We start from the raw sequence: 15,963 nt of genomic DNA, 5'->3' as shown, positions 1-15,963 counted from the left end.
GCCACTAGATCTTAAATAGGAACATAGATTGCTTTTGGTATTAAGCCTTCTTCTTTTCATCTAACTGAATTAAGGGAAGAATATTAAATGATAGCTTATTAGAAGGCTCGTAAGGTGGAAGCTTCGTTAATGAGTTTAGCTTCCAATCATTGTAATACGGTCTTAGCTTTGCATGAATCGGTGGCTTGTTTCCAATCAATACAATCGCTCTGTCAGACATTCTGATTTCATCCGCTGTCATCAATTGACGTATGTGTCGAACTTCATTATCATCTGCATACTCAAACTTTCCGAGTGCAGTTTCCAACATTTTGCATGTTTCAATTGGTTGTCCGGGCAAATAGACTTTTGCATAGCAATTGGCTGTTATGTTTTTTGCTTCATAAGTTCCGTATACGTGTTCCAATTGATGATAATCCTGATAGATCAGAAGTATTCCGCTATTGTATTTCCGGATATTCGATATGGTTGTTGAAAGACTTGGTAGATACACGGAAGATGCTTCATCTAAAAGAAAAAATATGTTGGTTTCATTCTTTGTCGGAATGCGTACCAATAATTCGTTGAAGAATTGCTGAAAAAACAAGGATGATAAAGCACCATAGTAGTGCATATCCGGAACTGAATTGTTTATAAACAAAGCCACCTTTTTAGTTCGAAACTCCGAAAAATTAATCGTATCAATTGAAGTTATACTTGCAACTGTTTCGTCTGTGAATAGAGTTAATGATGCTTTGGCTGTAGCGAGTATTGATGACAGGGTCTTGTCGCCATATGCAACAAAAGCTTTGTATTCGGATAATATTTTTTCATCCTTTGCTATAACTATTAACCTGTCTATCTTCTCTGGATTGCCTGCGAATACATTTATCAAATGCAAAACATTGTATAAAGTCCTGAATTCTGGTTCAGCATAAAAAATCAAATACCGGATGAATAGAGATATAATGGCCTCGGCACTTTTGTTCCAGAACGGATCTTTAGAATCACCTAATGCATTTCTGACAAGCAATGATGCAAGCTTCTGAATATCTGAGATAGTCTTGCATCGTTTTAAGGGATTAAAGCATTCAGAATTTAAACTGCTGTAATTTATTACCTTTATCTCATATCCGAGTTCGATAAGAGCACCACTGACCAATAATCGTATTTCATGGCTTGGGTCATTAAAGATTAAACTTGAATTACCTTTTGCCATTAGTAAGGCACTATTGATCAATATTGTGGAGCTCTTACCAGAACCGGAGCCACCCAAGGCAATTGCGTTTTTATAACTGTCGGAAATTGAAAGACAATATTCACCAGTTAAGCAGAATCCTTTATCCTGAATTCTCATAATCTCATTAGGCGGAACAAAAGTGGCATCAAATTCTGTCTTCCTTTCCTGATCAAGCAATGTAGAAATGAATTCGAATATACCACTTAATATTGCAGACAGTACTTCAAATACAATCTCTAAAACAAATCCAATAACCTTAATCATCTATTTATCATTTTATCAACCAGTTCTCCAGTCTTGATTAATATCGAGCCTAGTATTTTGCAGGAAAAAGCAAATAGTAATGATGCAAGCTTGAGCGCAGTAATAAATAAGGTTTTGGACAATTCTAGGACTCTTTGCCCAATTGGATTTGTCATAGGCTTAATTTAAATTTCCACTTACATTAACAATTGCTCCTTTAGACTCAAATAGTTTCTTATAGAAATCAGATACTATCTCAAATCTCTCGCTATCCCATTTATTAACTGGCTTGTATAAAATGTATATTGATACACCTTTCAAATCAGCAACAGGATACTTATCTGTTAAAATCTTTTCAATCTCATATGGATTATTTCTAATCATCTCAATATTGCTGGAAGTAGTAAAATCAAAAAATGAATTTTCCATGAGATCTGAATTAATAATAAGTATCTTCTTATCTGCTTTCGACTTATTTAAATGATTCAATTCTTCACTAAGTATTTTAAAAATCACAGATCCACTTCGCCTGGTTCTACCTTTTTTTAAAAGTTTTAAACTTGAATCGATGGAAGAGTAGAACTTCTTTAATTCACTACGTCTTTGATATTCATTTCCCAGAGCTGATGATGCCACCCTTTCAATTTTGTGGCATTCCACAGTATTAAATCCATTTTCAGTGATTGGCTGTATTCGAACCACCTCACCATTAAATACATTGTCATTCAGACTAGAAATGATTTTGTATTCATTGATAGAAATATGATTAAATGTTTCCTCAGTTAGATCAAGTATTATGATAGTTTCCGAAGTTAAAGTCTTACAAGAAGACTGACCAATTAAAAAGATTAAAATAAATATTACACTATGCAAGTTTTGTTTCATTATTTAAATTTTTATTTAACAATATTCTTCCATTTTTCAATTCATGCTCTTTTAAGCACGTTGCATGCTGTAGTTCCTTTTCTTTGTCCAATGACATTAATAGGCCTTCCTTGTATTTTTTAAATGCCTCAAGCTTTTGTTTATTCTCATTGACTTTACTTTCCTCAATTTGAAGGGCTTTATCCAATTCTGCATTTTGGTGTTTTAATTGTAATATTTGATTCTTTTTATCATTGAACTCATTGAACTCAAGCACCTGTTCTCTCGTGGGTAATTTCGTTGAAGCGAGGAGTAGGGCTATTATAAAGAAGAAGTCATTGAACAACATCCAAAGAATTGGTGAATTAGAAAATGTTGAGCCATCATCAGAAAATACCTGCCTTTGCATTCCTAAGTAAAAGAAAACTGCACTAGCTCCTATAAATCCAACTGAAAGCCATATTGCTTTTTCTTTTAATGTTTTGGCAAATCTAATTTTGGATCCTAGAATATGTGCTCCGAAGGCTAGACCAATTGCAACTGCCAATGCCAAAATTATTGCGACTAATAGATTGCTAACTAAAACTTGCAAACTAGAGTAATTGGCCATAGCATCAATAGAACAAAGTGAAAGGATTGCAATTTTGATCCATTTGTAATTCTTCCAATCATAAGAGAGCTTAGTCCGTTTAACATCAACTTCCAGAGTCCCTATTTTCTTTTGATTTGCATCTTGTTTGGATTTTGTAATTTCTTTTAACTCCTCAATATTTGTTTGAGAAATTTCTTCAGTGAGTTTTTCAATCTCAGGATTGAGTCTCTGGTTTACATGTTCTTTCAATACTTCGAAGAAAGCAGTGATTTCTAGAAGCAGTAGGTTAATAGTCAAAATACCTTGAGATATTGCTATATCAATATCTTGATGAGCTTTAGCTTTAATTTTTTGGATTTCTGCTGTGATAAAATTTTCGAGTTCTACTACTCGAAGTCCAAATTGAAATGAGAACATGTCATTTTTCATAATTTTAAAGTATTTATGTTAAAAAATATTATTAAATGGTGGTGAAGGATTCTCACAGGAGTCATTATTCCGAGTATCAATTATTTGATCCCGAATTAGGATATTGAGTTTTAAATGTCGAGAGGATGAAATCTCATTGAATTTTTTCAATGAATCATCGAATGCATGGTTTGCAATTAGCAAACTGAACATTTGTTCAGTCAACAAGGAATTTGTAGAGGAATTAGACGGTATCTTTTGCATATGCATATTTTTTTAGTTTATATGCCGAATACCCACATGCAGTAGAAAAACTTGACTTTAACCTTTCAAAAGAGTTAGAATTAACCCGAAAGGCATTAAATTTGCCTCGTTCATTTGTATATCGGTGTAATCGTCAGAAATTTCAGCCGATAAACAAATTCCAAGGCTGGTTCTACTTTGTGGGACCAGCTTTTTTTATATCCGGTGAGAACCTCATTTCTTTATTTAAATACCAACTATTTTTTACTTTTTCTATTGATTTTCAGCACTTTATATTAAATTATTTTATAATTTATAAAAATTTATGATCCATTAAGTATTGAAATTCAACTTTTTATTATATTTGTATTATAAATATTTTATATATAAACTTTGGAAGTATTTATTTTACAATCCCAGGATCAAGTAAATAAATTTTACGACGATAATTTTGCAACTATGAGTTTTATAATTAAAAATTCTGGGTTGCCACATCACTATTTAGATGATTTATTTAATGAATCGCTTGAAGAAGTTTGGAAAATGAATAGTAGAGGTCAAATTATTTCGAACTTAAAATCCTTTTTTTAAATCATATATTTAAAAAGAACGCCTTAAACCTTGCCGAAAAGGAGAGAAAAGGAAAAATACAGATATTTCCGAAAATCTTAGTCCAGTCTTTAGTGTCGGAACTAGTAATATTATTGAATCAAAAATTGCTTTAGAGCATATTGAACACATTTTAAGTTTAATGCAACCAACTTGTCGTAAAATAATAAAATATTATTTGGAAGGATATTCTAATGAAGAAATAGGTCAATTCATGAATTTGCAAAAGAACTCTGTCGCGTCATATAAATCAAAATGTCTTGATAAATTTGAAGAATTAACATTAACTTACTTATAAAATATTGTATGGAGATAACTTGGAAGGAATTATTAAATCAAAAAGAAGAAACGAGATTTGAATTACTACAACAAATTTACAAGGAAGAAATGGAACTAATTAAATTTCGAAATCTTCTTCTAAAGGCTCAAGAAAAAAGGGAGTTAATGAACACGAAGTCTAAAGAATATAAAGGGGATTTAGTTGAGTCTAATATACTTTAAAATTCCCTACAAAGCCAGAGCCTTGCAGGGAATATTTGAAATATAAAGATCATTGGCGGTGCTTTCACTTAGCCAACAATTTCTGATTTTCATTACCTAAAATATAATCAACCGCCTTGTGAGCCTGTGAAGCAACTTTAAAAATAAATCGATTATCTTCCTTTAGAACTCTCAACCAATCATTTAAATACGATGCACTTCTTTGCATTAGGGTATCATTATCAATTTGTGCTATTGAGCATAAATAAGAGCTTCCAAGCTCGGCAATGAGTTCCTCGGTGCTATAAACCACGCTTCCAAAAGTTTCAGAATTTACAATTCCTTCTCTATTGAGTCTTGATTTATGTCCGGTCGAATGAGCTAACTCATGAAATAAGCAAGCATAATAAGCGAAGCTTGATTGGAATTGCGCCAGCATTGGCATGTTGATAAAGTCCTTTGAAGGTAAGTAATAGGCATGATCGGAATCTATGAATTTAATCGGTGGTCTATTTGGCATATTCTCGACTAAATCTTCACAACTTTTAATTTTCTCATTTGGACTCAATTCAAAATCCTGAATTTCAACGGATATACCTTCCACATATTCTATATTGAAGACAGGATAGTATTTAATAAATCGAGAGACATCTATCTTCACTTTGTCCTTAATAAGAGCTTGAGCCTCCATTTCACTCAGTCTATGGCCTTCTAAATTCTTATAAACCAGATTAAAGTAAACGACTTTCTCCGCTTTAGCTCCTGATTTCAAAACTGCACCTAATTCTTTAATTTGCTTGAAGCTTAAAAAGTATGGAATTATATGCCCTGAAAAATTCATCAAAATATAATTGATGCCTCTATATATATGACCAGAAACATAGTTTCTAGCCAAACCATAAGAATTCCAGGGCTACGCCAAGGGGCAACTCCGGAATCAAGCATTGAGATAATCTTATTCGTCACTTCTTGATATAGGTCAATATTCGCTTTAGAAACAAACTGAACTTCTTCTCCTCTTGAATACACTCTTTTCATTTCATTAAAATTAAAAGATGAATAATTAGAGCAAGCCTTCGTCTGCGAAGGAATAAAATCCAGAATGTGGTGCAAGTATGATGTGATCTAATAGTTGAATGTCATGGAATTTTCCAATCTCTTTCAACTTTCTGGTCAACTCAATATCTTGGGTGCTTGGTTTACAAGAACCTGAAGGATGGTTATGCCCTGCAATAATTCCTACAGCAAGACCTTTCAATGCAGTGGCAAATAAAATCCGTGGATCAGCTACAGTTCCAGTCAATCCACCACGACTTAATCGCAACAACCCTTTTACATAATTTGCACGGTTAAGGAATAACACATTGAATTCCTCAACCAACTCCATGTCATCACCCCAATTAATCCTAAATATTTTTCTGCATCGTCAGAATTATTAACTCTTGGATGATTAACAAATGGTAAATTGGATTGATACTTAACCTTTACTTCGGCAACCTGCAAAAGTGGAGGTATTTGGCTCTCGCCATTTTGATTTTTCATAATTACTAGTTTAGATTGTTAAAGAATAATTCTAAAACATAATAATTTGAATGGCTTGGGATTCCAAGATGGTAAAATTTGCTAGATTGGCAATAATTAACATATATAAAATTGCAGTTAATACTATTTTTGCTCAGGGTTTTTACTGATAGGGTATCAGGGTAAACCCTGAATTTTTATCCTAAACATAAAATTTAACATAAAATATTTTGTGAAAATATCGTTTATGTATTACATTGCATTATATTTATGATTTAAAAGTATTTAGCATATAGAACTTATAGAACTTATAGAACTTATAGAACTTATAGAACTTATAGAACATACTGAACTATAGAAACTATATTAATGAACCTTTATTTTCTAATGTTTTTAGTTCAATAAAGTGTCAGTATATTTAAGAATTACCAATGAGCAAATTCATCAAAATAAAATATTAAAGAGAATGCAATTTGTCCTCAAGTTATAAACTATTTTCTAACAATTTAAAACTTTCAATATGAAACGTTTAATAATTTTGTTAATTTTAAGTCATATAAATTTTTGTATAATTTATGGTCAACATGATTGTGCAATGCCAAATGTAGGCGCTACATTAAATAATGAATTTTCGGGAATTGACTTTTTTAGTGAAAATATATGTGAACCAATAATTTTGAAATGTAATTTTGTTATAATTAGAAGAGATAATGGTACAGGCGGTTTTTCTTCAACAAGTTCTTTGTGGACAGATTGGGAAAATGCAATGAATTCGCATTTGGCAAATATTGTTGACCCCGAAAATTGTTCTAGTGGTTATCCATTGGATGCAAAAATTAGAGTTAAATTTAATGTTCACACTATAGATAATACTTTAGCTTGGGATTGGTATGGAGAAACTAATAGGGATAATTATAATGGAACTCCTAATTCATATATTTGCCCAAGGGGTTGGTAATGTTTGGTCTGATTTGGAAAATGTAATGAAAGACTTCGAGTCTGCACATTTTGGAGAGCTGAATTTTTCTTTGTGGAAAATGGAGAATTAATTGATTTATTAGAAACACATATTGCTAATGGGACTAGGCCACAGTCTAAATATATTGACCGATTTGAACAGAATGGTAATGGTATTGCAACAAGGTGCTCTATCCTTCCTAAAGCCTATAATAGTACTGCAAATGAAAATTCTTATATAATAGCAAACAGATACTCTGATTATTTAATTAGGAAGAATTTCCATGATATATGGTGGCCATCTCTTGCTAATGAATCACCCGAAACAGTTTGGGGATGGGCTTTTCAATTAAATACTTTGATGTTTTACATGAGTTAGGACATAATATTATGAATTTCTATCATGATAATTCATGCAAACAATTAATGTCAACAGATTGGCAACGCTCAAATCACATTCCGAAAGTTAGATTAAACGACATTCATAAAAATTTAGCAACCAAAGACTTGCATAATGCCGTAGATTGCAATTCATTAACTGATGGCAGTTGTGGCATAATAGTGAAGAGCAATTCAGTTATTTCTGCCCCTATGAGTGTATATGGAAACTTGATTATTCAAGATGGGATAACTTTAACTATAAATTCTGATGTGTTTTTAAGTGAGCAGTCTCATATAATAGTACGGCCTCAAGCTAAATTGATTGTAAATGGAGGAAAATTAACGAATGGGTGTGGTGATTTTTGGCAAGGGGTAGTTGTGTACGGAGGGAATTCTGATTTTGATGTCAAGTTTATGAACAATGCTGTAATAGAAAATACAGCTGTCGCAGCAGTTTCAATGTTTGCACCTGAATCAATTCCTATTATCTCAGGTTATGGCAATGGCATATTGCAAGCTGAAAATACAACCTTCCATAATGTGAGAAGAATAGTTGAATTAATGTCCTGGACTCCACTCCCAAACTCATCTTATATTAGAAATTGTACACAAAATGGTGGAAGATGGAGTATAACTAATTGGAATTGTCAAGGAGTAGAGGTCAAAGATTGCATTTTTAATAATATTACAGATCATTGTATTGTTTCAGCATCTGGATCGTTTTTGATTGAAAGCAATACTTTTAACAGTGGGATGAATGATATCCTTTTCAATAATGCATCTGCAGGTATTGCTTCGATTATTAAAGGTAACACTTTTAAAGGCTCCAATGTCGGTTACAATTCGAGAGGGACTACGATTTGCCCAAAATATTATTGTAAATAATAGGTTTCAGACTTCATGGCTTGATGTATTAAATGATGGCCACAATAATTTTGATTTATTGAGAAATGAAATAACTGGTCTATTTGGTGCAGCAAGTTTTGCCAATGGGCTTGGGGTAGCAGATGTTGATTTTAATCAATTTAACACTAACTTAATGGCTCTTACAGTAATTGATCAAAATCCAGATTTTAATTTCTTTGAGAATTGTTTTAACAGTTCATATAGTGATGTTTTTGTCAACGGCACAGTTTCGGGAATAATTTTCCGGATTCATTGGACCAGCAAATAATTGCTTTACTCATGATGGCACCGCCTCTTCAAGTATTCCATCAATTACTGGTACTCCTAATCCTTTTTATTATATTGAGCCATCAGGAACAGATGTAGATTGCAGAGATGCTATTTTGGCACATCCAAACGTAAATCGTTTTCAGTTTGGACCTTCCAATTTACCTGAGCCTAACTGTGGATTAGGTCTTACACCAATCATTAATGGCAATGACTTATCTGCATGTAATTCGGGAAATCCTTATAGTACTATACCTGTGCTAATTAATAATTTAATGCTGAATATTACATCAGTTCAACAAAATTCAACTCTAAGTAGTCTAGAAAAACAAATTCAATTATCCGGCTTAAATAAGTGTCTTAGAAAAGCCAAAGATCAATATTTTCAAGACTTAATAAAACTAGGAGACTTTGCTGGAGCTAGAAGTATTTATTCAATGGAACAAAATGATGATGCGAGAATTAAAATTTTTAGTTCATACATATTTGAAAATAATCTTTCAGGGCATATACTTATTTGAGCCAATATAATCCCACTGATGAAGCAATGCAGGACTTTAAGTCTATTCAGTTTATTAACTTAGCTAGATTACCACTTGGGCCTTTTATGAAGCAAGCAGTGAGGAAATCAATACCGTTCAAGTTATTGCTAATAAAAACCATTTTACTTCAGCATATGCAAAAGCACTTCTCTATAGCTTAACAGGTGAGGTGGTAAGTTCGAATTACCAGAAGAAATAACCTTTGGTATTTCTCCAAGAGCAAATATAAGTGGCAAAACCACTCCTAAATTAAGTTATAGCCCCAATCCTTTTTTTAGCAATGAACTGATAGTTGAAATTAATGGAGAATCTTCAGTCAACTTTTCTATTAAAGATTTTGTGAACAATGAAGTATTTTATTCAAAAGCAGAGTTAAGAAGATATTTAATAAATACTTCAAATTGGAAAGCGGGTGTTTATTTTATTCAACTTTTCTCAAACAATAAGATTATCAATACTGAATTAATACTTTTATTGAAATGATATCTTTTAACTTCTTATAATTCATTGAATTACTTATTGACTGTGCTACTATTTTATATGCAAAGTCAAACTAGCTTAAGTCAATCATATTATTCAAAATTATTTAATTTAAATAGCAGAATATTTGGTTCTGAGTTTAGTGATTTTTAGTTCATGATAATAATTTCATTATTTATACCGGAATGTATTGCGAAAATGGAAATACTTATTATCCTTGTGCTAAACTATTGAGACTTGATTTAGGTGGTAATCTTCTTATGGAGAGATTTCTTGATTCCTTAAGTGTTTCGGATAACTATAATGCATTATCAAGTAGTAATAAAAATTTTTACGTAAGCTCAAATCAAGTATTTGTTAAGGAAAATTCAATTTGGCTTTACAAATTGAACAGTGATTTTAAAACTGAAAACTTTAGAATTGATAGTATAAATTCAAAAGATAAATTTATAAATAGAGGAATATATTTTATAAATGACAATTTATTTACTTGTGATGTAATTTATTCCAATTTAAATCCAAAGATACCAACTCTGAAATTATCAAATAGAGATACATGTACACTGCAGAAACTATGGACTCGAAGTTACAATTTAGGTAATTTTGCGATCAATGCAATGATCTTCAATTAACAAGCGATAATCATTTATCTTTTATTATGTCTTCACATCCAGGTGCCGGAGTTTCTTCTATAGAACCAATGATAAAGATAATGAAGATAGATTGGGAGGAAATGTAATAGATTCTTTTTCAATTTGATGATGATGGTAAGAATTATCTAAGCTTATTATCCAGTAGCTCAGGTAATTATTATTTTAGCTCACAAAGACACCCCTACTAAACAAGTTTTTACAGTAGGATCTATCAATAAACTAAATAAAGATTTAGAACTTGAATGGAGTATAGAACTACCTAATAATCAACTTATAGATGGTAGAATCTATAGAATTGCCCGAATCACGGAATGTAAGAATGGTGATATATTGGTTACTGGACGCGTTTGGGATAATTCAGACAGCAAAATTCCTGGAGCAGATATTTCTTCAGTTTATAATGGTTTTTTAGGTAGAATAAAGAGCGATGGAATTGTGGATTGGATAAGGATTTTTAAATTGCCACAAGAGTTAATTGATAAAGAAATATATGGGCAATTCCGTCCATCAATTCTTGAAAAAGCAATCGAATTATCTAATGGCGATATTGTAGCTTGTGGTGAGGTTTATTATAATAATCACCAAATTTCGGCAATTGATATCCTTAAATTTCAAACAAATCAATTATGGGTTATTAAAGTAAACTCATCAGGATGCTTCCGGAGTATATATGTGATACAATTATAAGGATCAGACCTACTACTGAGGTTAAAACACCAGAATTTAATATTGGTTCTGAATGGATCTTTGAGACTGATTTTTCTATTGGAGGTGGTCATTCCACTGTTCAATATATTACTAAAAAAATACTTAATACAACTACCACCAACGGAGGAAAATATATTATTTGAGTAGCGGAGATTCAATGTATGTAGAAAATGAAAGGATGTTTTTTGGGATAATATGTTAAACTCCTACGAAATGCATTATCAGTTCAACTCTACATCTGAATATGATATTAAATATTGGGATTTCTCTAAAAATAGTGTCCAAATTGCTAAAGTAAAAGTGGACTCTATTTATAATACAGTTATAAATGGAGATACCATCCCAACACAATTATTACGCGTTTCAAATAATGGTTCTTTGCCTCTGATTTAATAATTCCAGTTTATAAAAATATAGGCGCATCAAAATACGATATAAAACTATATTTGGGATTTGGTCTTTGATCCTAATCTATCGTAACCAAATTGCGCTGTTTTAAATCAGATAGTATTGAATATAATTTACAAAATTATCCATGCGATAGTACCTGGTTAATTACCAATGAAAATAACTTCGAATCTAATGAAATAGAAATTCAACCTAACCCTACAAATGGAAAAATAAAAGTTTATGGAATAGGATCAAATTCAACATATATTTTAATTAACTTACAAGGACAAATTGTAAGTTCTGGGAATTTTTCTAATGGTGAAATTGAAATTCCTTATATTGGTGTATTTTTATTAAAAATAAAAAATAATAATAGTTATTTTACTAAAAAAATATATAGATTATAGAAAATTAAATTTACTGAATTAGGCAGTACCAAAGGAGAAATATTTAAAGAGATTTTTGAGAAGACGGAGAATTTTAAGAGTATAATTTATAATTCTTAATTTTCCTTATATAGTATTTTTTTAGCTTTTACCAATATCTGTTATCCAAATAACTGCATCACCACCTTGAATTTCTTTTTCTCCAAAATAATTCTTATCAAGCCTTGGGTCATTATATCCAAAACCGCAAATTCCAACATTAATTAGGGGTAAGTCATATTCGCTTGGAATTTCTTCAGCCCTTCCTTTAAAATCAAATTTAGAATCGGATCCATCAAGAAAATCTTCTAAATCCTGAAGCAAAATATTCTGAATAATTCGAGCACCTCTAAGAAAGTCTTGATAAGATAATTTTAGCCTCTAAAAATGCACAAAATAGTTGTGCTAAATATTTTGCAGATATGTGATCTTCGCATCTATCTAAAATATAAATTAATTTTTCTCCTACTTTCACCTTTTGAATTGATGAATTATTAACTAAATCAATCATTTCCTGCCTCTTTGAAACTGAAATATGATTGATCCCATTTAAAAAATAAATAATTTTTTGAGAAATATTTTGTCCTTTATGGTTAGAGCTAGATTGTTGATGCCAAATAATGTTCCTATTATAGGTAATTCTTTACAATGCCATCTTTCATTATTGAATCAATATGTTTTTCAGCGAATTCAATCGAGATCTCTTTCATTTCCAGAGTTTCTTATTGCTTCAGAAAAGGAAACATTAATATTTTTAATATCATCCATATAAAATATATTCTTTAAAGGAAAAATAATTTATCGCCATTTCTAAATTAACGGGAATTGTGCATCTAATTTTTAATTTGCATTTAGGACAAAGAGCATTATGCAATGCCGAATTCACTCCTGTTTGTCGCTCGATATTGGTGAAATTTTGAAGCTCTTTTGAAATCAGATACTTTTAATCCACAAAGATAATCATCGTTAGGTATGACACGAATTTCATCAGTAGAAATAGGTCTATCATAAATGTGATATGAACCATTGTTTGGGTCATTTATTGGCTCCCAAGCGAAATATATATCATGTTTCAATTCTTTAGCATCCATATAATTTATATATTTAGCAAATATAATGTTTTTAGGATTTTATTTATCAATTTCCACTTGAGATAAATTAAATTAATCATTTAGATAAAAACCAAGTTACTCTAGAGACAACGCATCAAAATTGCCATATTTCTATCCTCACTCATCCACAGCTTTCTTTCTCGCGGTCGCTTAGGTTCAAGCTCTGTAAATTCCGTAAGAAGGAATTTGGCAATCTTATATTTCGTAGTTTTTCCAAAACTCTCAAATACATCCCGGATTTGATCACGGGTGAATTGGTCAACAGGAAGCTTTTCCCGATTCGGCATATTTAATAATTTTATTGATTAGCTTTCGCGTTCGTCTACCTACTCTGGAGGATTTACCATCCGGATCAAGGGCAATAACAAGAGTTGGTCGGAAATAATCAAAACATTTTTTAATTCTTTCCAATACCTTTCGATTGCTTATTGGGTTTATCTGGACGATTCCAAAATCAATTAATTTTCTAGCACTCTCCATATAAACATATCCAAAACCATTGGCATTTGGATAAATGGCACAAATGATTTTCATTTTTTCAGTTGATGTTTTCATAAAGTTTTTATAGTTCTTAATCTAATAATAGTTTTTTTCAAGGAATTTAATTTTAGAGGTGTTCTTTAATGTTATTTGATCTTCTTTTTCTAATTCCTTGATTCGTTCTTTCATCCGCTCGATTAATCAGGGTATCATAACTTGAGATTCTAGTATAAAAAAGTCTTCTATAGGAGTATTAAAAATGTGATGGTAAACAAGTAAAATCTCTTTAGTTGGTTCTCTTTGACCTTTTTCATATCTGGAAATACTTGAGACATCTAATAATCCGGAAATAGAAAGCATGTCCCCTTGTTGTAAAGGTGATCGCTTGCGATATACTTTTAAATAATTTGGGATGTTTGACATAAATAAAAAATGGGCACCAGGAATAATAATCCTGATGCCCTAAGTATGTTTTAATTATCGACCATTCGTAGACAGCATTATTTGCCAATTTGGCAAAATTTTTCGCCCACGTTCTATGTTTAGTGAAAATACTAATAGATTTTAAGCAGTCCTTTTTGGTGATTTCATATTGATGATAATTAAATTGATATAATAGGTACCTTCTCACCTGTAGTAGCCCACAATCAGCGAAAATTGAAGGGCATCGCAGATTGCAAACCAACGGTGCCAAGGCACCGTCAATAAATTCACGTATTCCATTTAAAATTATTGAAATAATCTAGAAAGAGATAATAGCTTATCACCGATCAGTTTTTTATAGAATTTTACTTGATATTCGTTGCATAGATTATATCAATTCCATATCGAATGTCTATTGTTTAAAATCCTAAAAGTGGTTGATACTTCGATTTCTCAATTATTTCTCTAATAGTTCAGTAGTATTTTGCCGTTTTGGCAAACTGCTTCCCTTTTGTTATATTTTCTTTTGAATAGTTTCTTTTGTTATATGCACTATTGTGCACTAGTCTATTCACTTTGTGCACTAGTTGATGTCGCAAAAGTGCATTGGATTTAATAATCGAAGAAAATTAAATATCTCCTTAAAATTCATGAAGAATACTAAAAATTAAAATATTTAACAAATATTTAACTATATTTTTTAAATGAATATTGATTGAATTGGGTTATTTCAATTGAAATCTGTGGAAAGCATTATTTAATTAATAAACCTTTAAAATAAATGAGTATGAAAGAGTCTTTTTTGAAATTCTATTTAATTACACTTACTCTATTTGTTATTTCATGTAATCAATCCGATTTTGAAGATTTACCCGATTCAAAAATCTATAGTGAGGATCAAGCTATCTTATATGATGACATTTCTTATGTTGGTAATGATATTGAATTGGGAATATACTTGGAGTGTATGTCGTCAAAGTAATTTGAACATTTCACTAAGTAGTGTTTCAATTTAAATCAAAGCTAATTCTTTTTGTTTATAGTTATTAATATCATTAGAAATAATTTTCATACTCAATTTTCCATCTCTAATACATTGTAGTTTAATTCTTTGCCTTTCTTTTAAAATAGGTCTCCACGGCCAAAATACACATCTGCAGGAGTTAAATTTTCTAATGATTCATGATATCTTTCATTGTTATAAGTTTCTACAAATTTTTCTAAAGCTCTTTCCAATTCACTCTGGACAATAATAATTATCAAGTTTTACAACGTTTTTCATTGTCCTATGATAGCGTTCAATTTTACCTTGCGTTTGAGGATGGAATGGTCTTCCATGTATCTGGTCCATATCATAGCTATTTTTCAAATAATCTTTTAAATCAAGTTATATAGCAAGAGCCATTATCGGACAATAATTTAGGTCGTTGTTTGGTGACAATTTTAAGCTTTTATAATAGCTCTATCAACGGTTCTTTTCACGTCTTCCACTTTCATGCCTTTGCAGAGTTCCCAGTGGACAATATATCTGCTAATCATCTAAAACGGTACTCAAGTAATGCTCAACCCCAGCCTAAGATTTTGAAGTAAGTAAAGTCTGTTTGCCACATCTGATTTACGAAAGCTGTCTTTTACTAAATTCATCTGCTGCTGTGATAAAAATATGTGCAGGAGCCGTGATCAATCCCTCTTTCTTTTAGAATTCTATAAACGCTTGATTCTGACATAAATATTTGTTGTTCGTCAGTAAGTTTAAAAGCAAGTTCCTGGATGATAAATGAGGAAACTCAACGCGCAAATATGACCACAAGATTTTTTTTGCTCTTGTGGTATGCTGTTCCAATGCCTTCTAGTAGTGCGTTTTACTTGGAGCTAAACCATCCACCCCATGATCTGAATAAAGCCTTATACCAGTTATAGAAAAAGTACTTTATTAAGCCCAATCTCTCGTAGAGTTTTGTTGACACCAAATTGTGAGCCAACTACAATATTGATTAACTCTTGTTTTTCCGATGCCGTAAATCTCATATACTTATTGAATTTTACAGTTAATCCAGCAC

The 15,963-nt window shown here is 31.3% G+C and carries 18 protein-coding genes and 1 pseudogene; 8 read left to right on the top strand and 11 right to left on the bottom strand.

Annotated elements, in window-relative coordinates; translation table 11 throughout:
* Window positions 1-40: 40 nt before the first annotated feature.
* The 6 genes and pseudogenes from IPJ53_13210 to IPJ53_13185 all read right to left on the bottom strand — a co-directional run bounded on the left by IPJ53_13210 (window position 41) and on the right by IPJ53_13185 (window position 6,200).
* Window positions 41-1,483 (bottom strand): type IV secretory system conjugative DNA transfer family protein, encoded by a 1,443-nt coding sequence (locus tag IPJ53_13210; protein ID MBK7800056.1) that lies wholly within the window; start codon window positions 1,481-1,483, stop codon window positions 41-43.
* A 159-nt stretch (window positions 1,484-1,642) separates the two neighbouring features.
* The gene (locus IPJ53_13205) at window positions 1,643-2,347 is read right to left on the bottom strand and encodes a hypothetical protein (protein ID MBK7800055.1); all 705 of its coding nucleotides are present in this window, start codon (window positions 2,345-2,347) and stop codon (window positions 1,643-1,645) included.
* On the bottom strand, window positions 2,328-3,347 hold the full coding sequence (locus IPJ53_13200; GenBank protein ID MBK7800054.1) for a hypothetical protein: 1,020 nt from the start codon (window positions 3,345-3,347) through the stop codon (window positions 2,328-2,330). Before IPJ53_13200 ends, IPJ53_13205 begins: the two co-directional genes overlap by 20 nt.
* 1,396 nt (window positions 3,348-4,743) lie before the next feature.
* On the bottom strand, window positions 4,744-5,553 hold the full coding sequence (locus IPJ53_13195) for a DUF1738 domain-containing protein (GenBank protein MBK7800053.1): 810 nt from the start codon (window positions 5,551-5,553) through the stop codon (window positions 4,744-4,746).
* The gene (locus tag IPJ53_13190) at window positions 5,499-5,696 is read right to left on the bottom strand and encodes a hypothetical protein (protein MBK7800052.1); all 198 of its coding nucleotides are present in this window, start codon (window positions 5,694-5,696) and stop codon (window positions 5,499-5,501) included. Before IPJ53_13190 ends, IPJ53_13195 begins: the two co-directional genes overlap by 55 nt.
* A gap of 25 nt (window positions 5,697-5,721) precedes the next feature.
* Window positions 5,722-6,200: pseudogene (locus IPJ53_13185) on the bottom strand (JAB domain-containing protein).
* A gap of 499 nt (window positions 6,201-6,699) precedes the next feature.
* On the opposite strand from IPJ53_13185, the gene IPJ53_13180 reads away from it, so the two are divergent.
* The 8 genes from IPJ53_13180 to IPJ53_13145 all read left to right on the top strand — a co-directional run bounded on the left by IPJ53_13180 (window position 6,700) and on the right by IPJ53_13145 (window position 11,870).
* Window positions 6,700-7,137 carry a hypothetical protein gene (locus IPJ53_13180; GenBank protein MBK7800051.1) on the top strand — a complete coding sequence of 146 codons (438 nt, stop codon included), beginning with the start codon at window positions 6,700-6,702 and terminating at the stop codon, window positions 7,135-7,137.
* A 72-nt stretch (window positions 7,138-7,209) separates the two neighbouring features.
* Window positions 7,210-7,515 carry a hypothetical protein gene (locus tag IPJ53_13175; GenBank protein ID MBK7800050.1) on the top strand — a complete coding sequence of 102 codons (306 nt, stop codon included), beginning with the start codon at window positions 7,210-7,212 and terminating at the stop codon, window positions 7,513-7,515.
* Between the two features lie 11 nt (window positions 7,516-7,526).
* The gene (locus tag IPJ53_13170) at window positions 7,527-8,402 is read left to right on the top strand and encodes a hypothetical protein (GenBank protein MBK7800049.1); all 876 of its coding nucleotides are present in this window, start codon (window positions 7,527-7,529) and stop codon (window positions 8,400-8,402) included.
* Window positions 8,347-8,691 carry a hypothetical protein gene (locus IPJ53_13165; GenBank protein MBK7800048.1) on the top strand — a complete coding sequence of 115 codons (345 nt, stop codon included), beginning with the start codon at window positions 8,347-8,349 and terminating at the stop codon, window positions 8,689-8,691. Before IPJ53_13170 ends, IPJ53_13165 begins: the two co-directional genes overlap by 56 nt.
* Before the next feature lie 115 nt (window positions 8,692-8,806).
* Window positions 8,807-9,211 carry a hypothetical protein gene (locus IPJ53_13160; protein MBK7800047.1) on the top strand — a complete coding sequence of 135 codons (405 nt, stop codon included), beginning with the start codon at window positions 8,807-8,809 and terminating at the stop codon, window positions 9,209-9,211.
* 216 nt (window positions 9,212-9,427) lie between these two features.
* Window positions 9,428-9,715, top strand: a complete 288-nt coding sequence (locus IPJ53_13155) for a T9SS type A sorting domain-containing protein (protein MBK7800046.1) — start codon at window positions 9,428-9,430, stop codon at window positions 9,713-9,715.
* Window positions 9,716-11,018: 1,303 nt separating this feature from the next.
* Window positions 11,019-11,216, top strand: coding sequence for a hypothetical protein (locus IPJ53_13150; protein MBK7800045.1), 198 nt, complete (start codon window positions 11,019-11,021; stop codon window positions 11,214-11,216).
* A 342-nt stretch (window positions 11,217-11,558) separates the two neighbouring features.
* Window positions 11,559-11,870, top strand: coding sequence for a T9SS type A sorting domain-containing protein (locus tag IPJ53_13145; protein ID MBK7800044.1), 312 nt, complete (start codon window positions 11,559-11,561; stop codon window positions 11,868-11,870).
* Between the two features lie 120 nt (window positions 11,871-11,990).
* On the opposite strand, the gene IPJ53_13140 is transcribed toward IPJ53_13145, so the two are convergent.
* From IPJ53_13140 to IPJ53_13120, 5 genes are all read right to left on the bottom strand, one after another.
* A complete protein-coding gene (locus IPJ53_13140; GenBank protein MBK7800043.1) occupies window positions 11,991-12,212 on the bottom strand; it encodes a hypothetical protein in 222 nt (73 codons plus the stop codon).
* A gap of 542 nt (window positions 12,213-12,754) precedes the next feature.
* Window positions 12,755-12,979: a hypothetical protein gene (locus tag IPJ53_13135; protein ID MBK7800042.1), complete on the bottom strand. Its 225-nt coding sequence runs from the start codon at window positions 12,977-12,979 to the stop codon at window positions 12,755-12,757.
* Between the two features lie 279 nt (window positions 12,980-13,258).
* The gene (locus tag IPJ53_13130; GenBank protein MBK7800041.1) at window positions 13,259-13,555 is read right to left on the bottom strand and encodes a hypothetical protein; all 297 of its coding nucleotides are present in this window, start codon (window positions 13,553-13,555) and stop codon (window positions 13,259-13,261) included.
* A 126-nt stretch (window positions 13,556-13,681) separates the two neighbouring features.
* Window positions 13,682-13,903: a helix-turn-helix transcriptional regulator gene (locus tag IPJ53_13125; protein MBK7800040.1), complete on the bottom strand. Its 222-nt coding sequence runs from the start codon at window positions 13,901-13,903 to the stop codon at window positions 13,682-13,684.
* Window positions 13,904-15,025: 1,122 nt separating this feature from the next.
* Complete coding sequence (locus IPJ53_13120; protein ID MBK7800039.1) at window positions 15,026-15,139, bottom strand: hypothetical protein; 114 nt, start codon at window positions 15,137-15,139, stop codon at window positions 15,026-15,028.
* Between the last annotated feature and the right edge of the window lie 824 nt (window positions 15,140-15,963).

The sequence above is a fragment of the Candidatus Vicinibacter affinis genome (assembly GCA_016714365.1).
GTDB lineage: Bacteria > Bacteroidota > Bacteroidia > Chitinophagales > Saprospiraceae > Vicinibacter > Vicinibacter affinis.
Note: the sequence above shows the minus strand (reverse complement) of the source record. Positions and strands in the feature narration are given on the sequence as shown.

Coding starts and splice junctions, on each gene's coding strand:
- IPJ53_13135 (MBK7800042.1), bottom strand. CDS start 12,979: ATGGATGCTAAAGAATTGAAACATGATATATATTTCGCTTGGGAGCCA.
- IPJ53_13150 (MBK7800045.1), top strand. CDS start 11,019: ATGCTTCCGGAGTATATATGTGATACAATTATAAGGATCAGACCTACT.
- IPJ53_13210 (MBK7800056.1), bottom strand. CDS start 1,483: ATGATTAAGGTTATTGGATTTGTTTTAGAGATTGTATTTGAAGTACTG.
- IPJ53_13180 (MBK7800051.1), top strand. CDS start 6,700: ATGAAACGTTTAATAATTTTGTTAATTTTAAGTCATATAAATTTTTGT.
- IPJ53_13200 (MBK7800054.1), bottom strand. CDS start 3,347: ATGAAAAATGACATGTTCTCATTTCAATTTGGACTTCGAGTAGTAGAA.
- IPJ53_13130 (MBK7800041.1), bottom strand. CDS start 13,555: ATGAAAACATCAACTGAAAAAATGAAAATCATTTGTGCCATTTATCCA.
- IPJ53_13165 (MBK7800048.1), top strand. CDS start 8,347: ATGTCGGTTACAATTCGAGAGGGACTACGATTTGCCCAAAATATTATT.
- IPJ53_13125 (MBK7800040.1), bottom strand. CDS start 13,903: ATGTCAAACATCCCAAATTATTTAAAAGTATATCGCAAGCGATCACCT.
- IPJ53_13190 (MBK7800052.1), bottom strand. CDS start 5,696: ATGAAAAGAGTGTATTCAAGAGGAGAAGAAGTTCAGTTTGTTTCTAAA.
- IPJ53_13205 (MBK7800055.1), bottom strand. CDS start 2,347: ATGAAACAAAACTTGCATAGTGTAATATTTATTTTAATCTTTTTAATT.
- IPJ53_13170 (MBK7800049.1), top strand. CDS start 7,527: ATGAATTTCTATCATGATAATTCATGCAAACAATTAATGTCAACAGAT.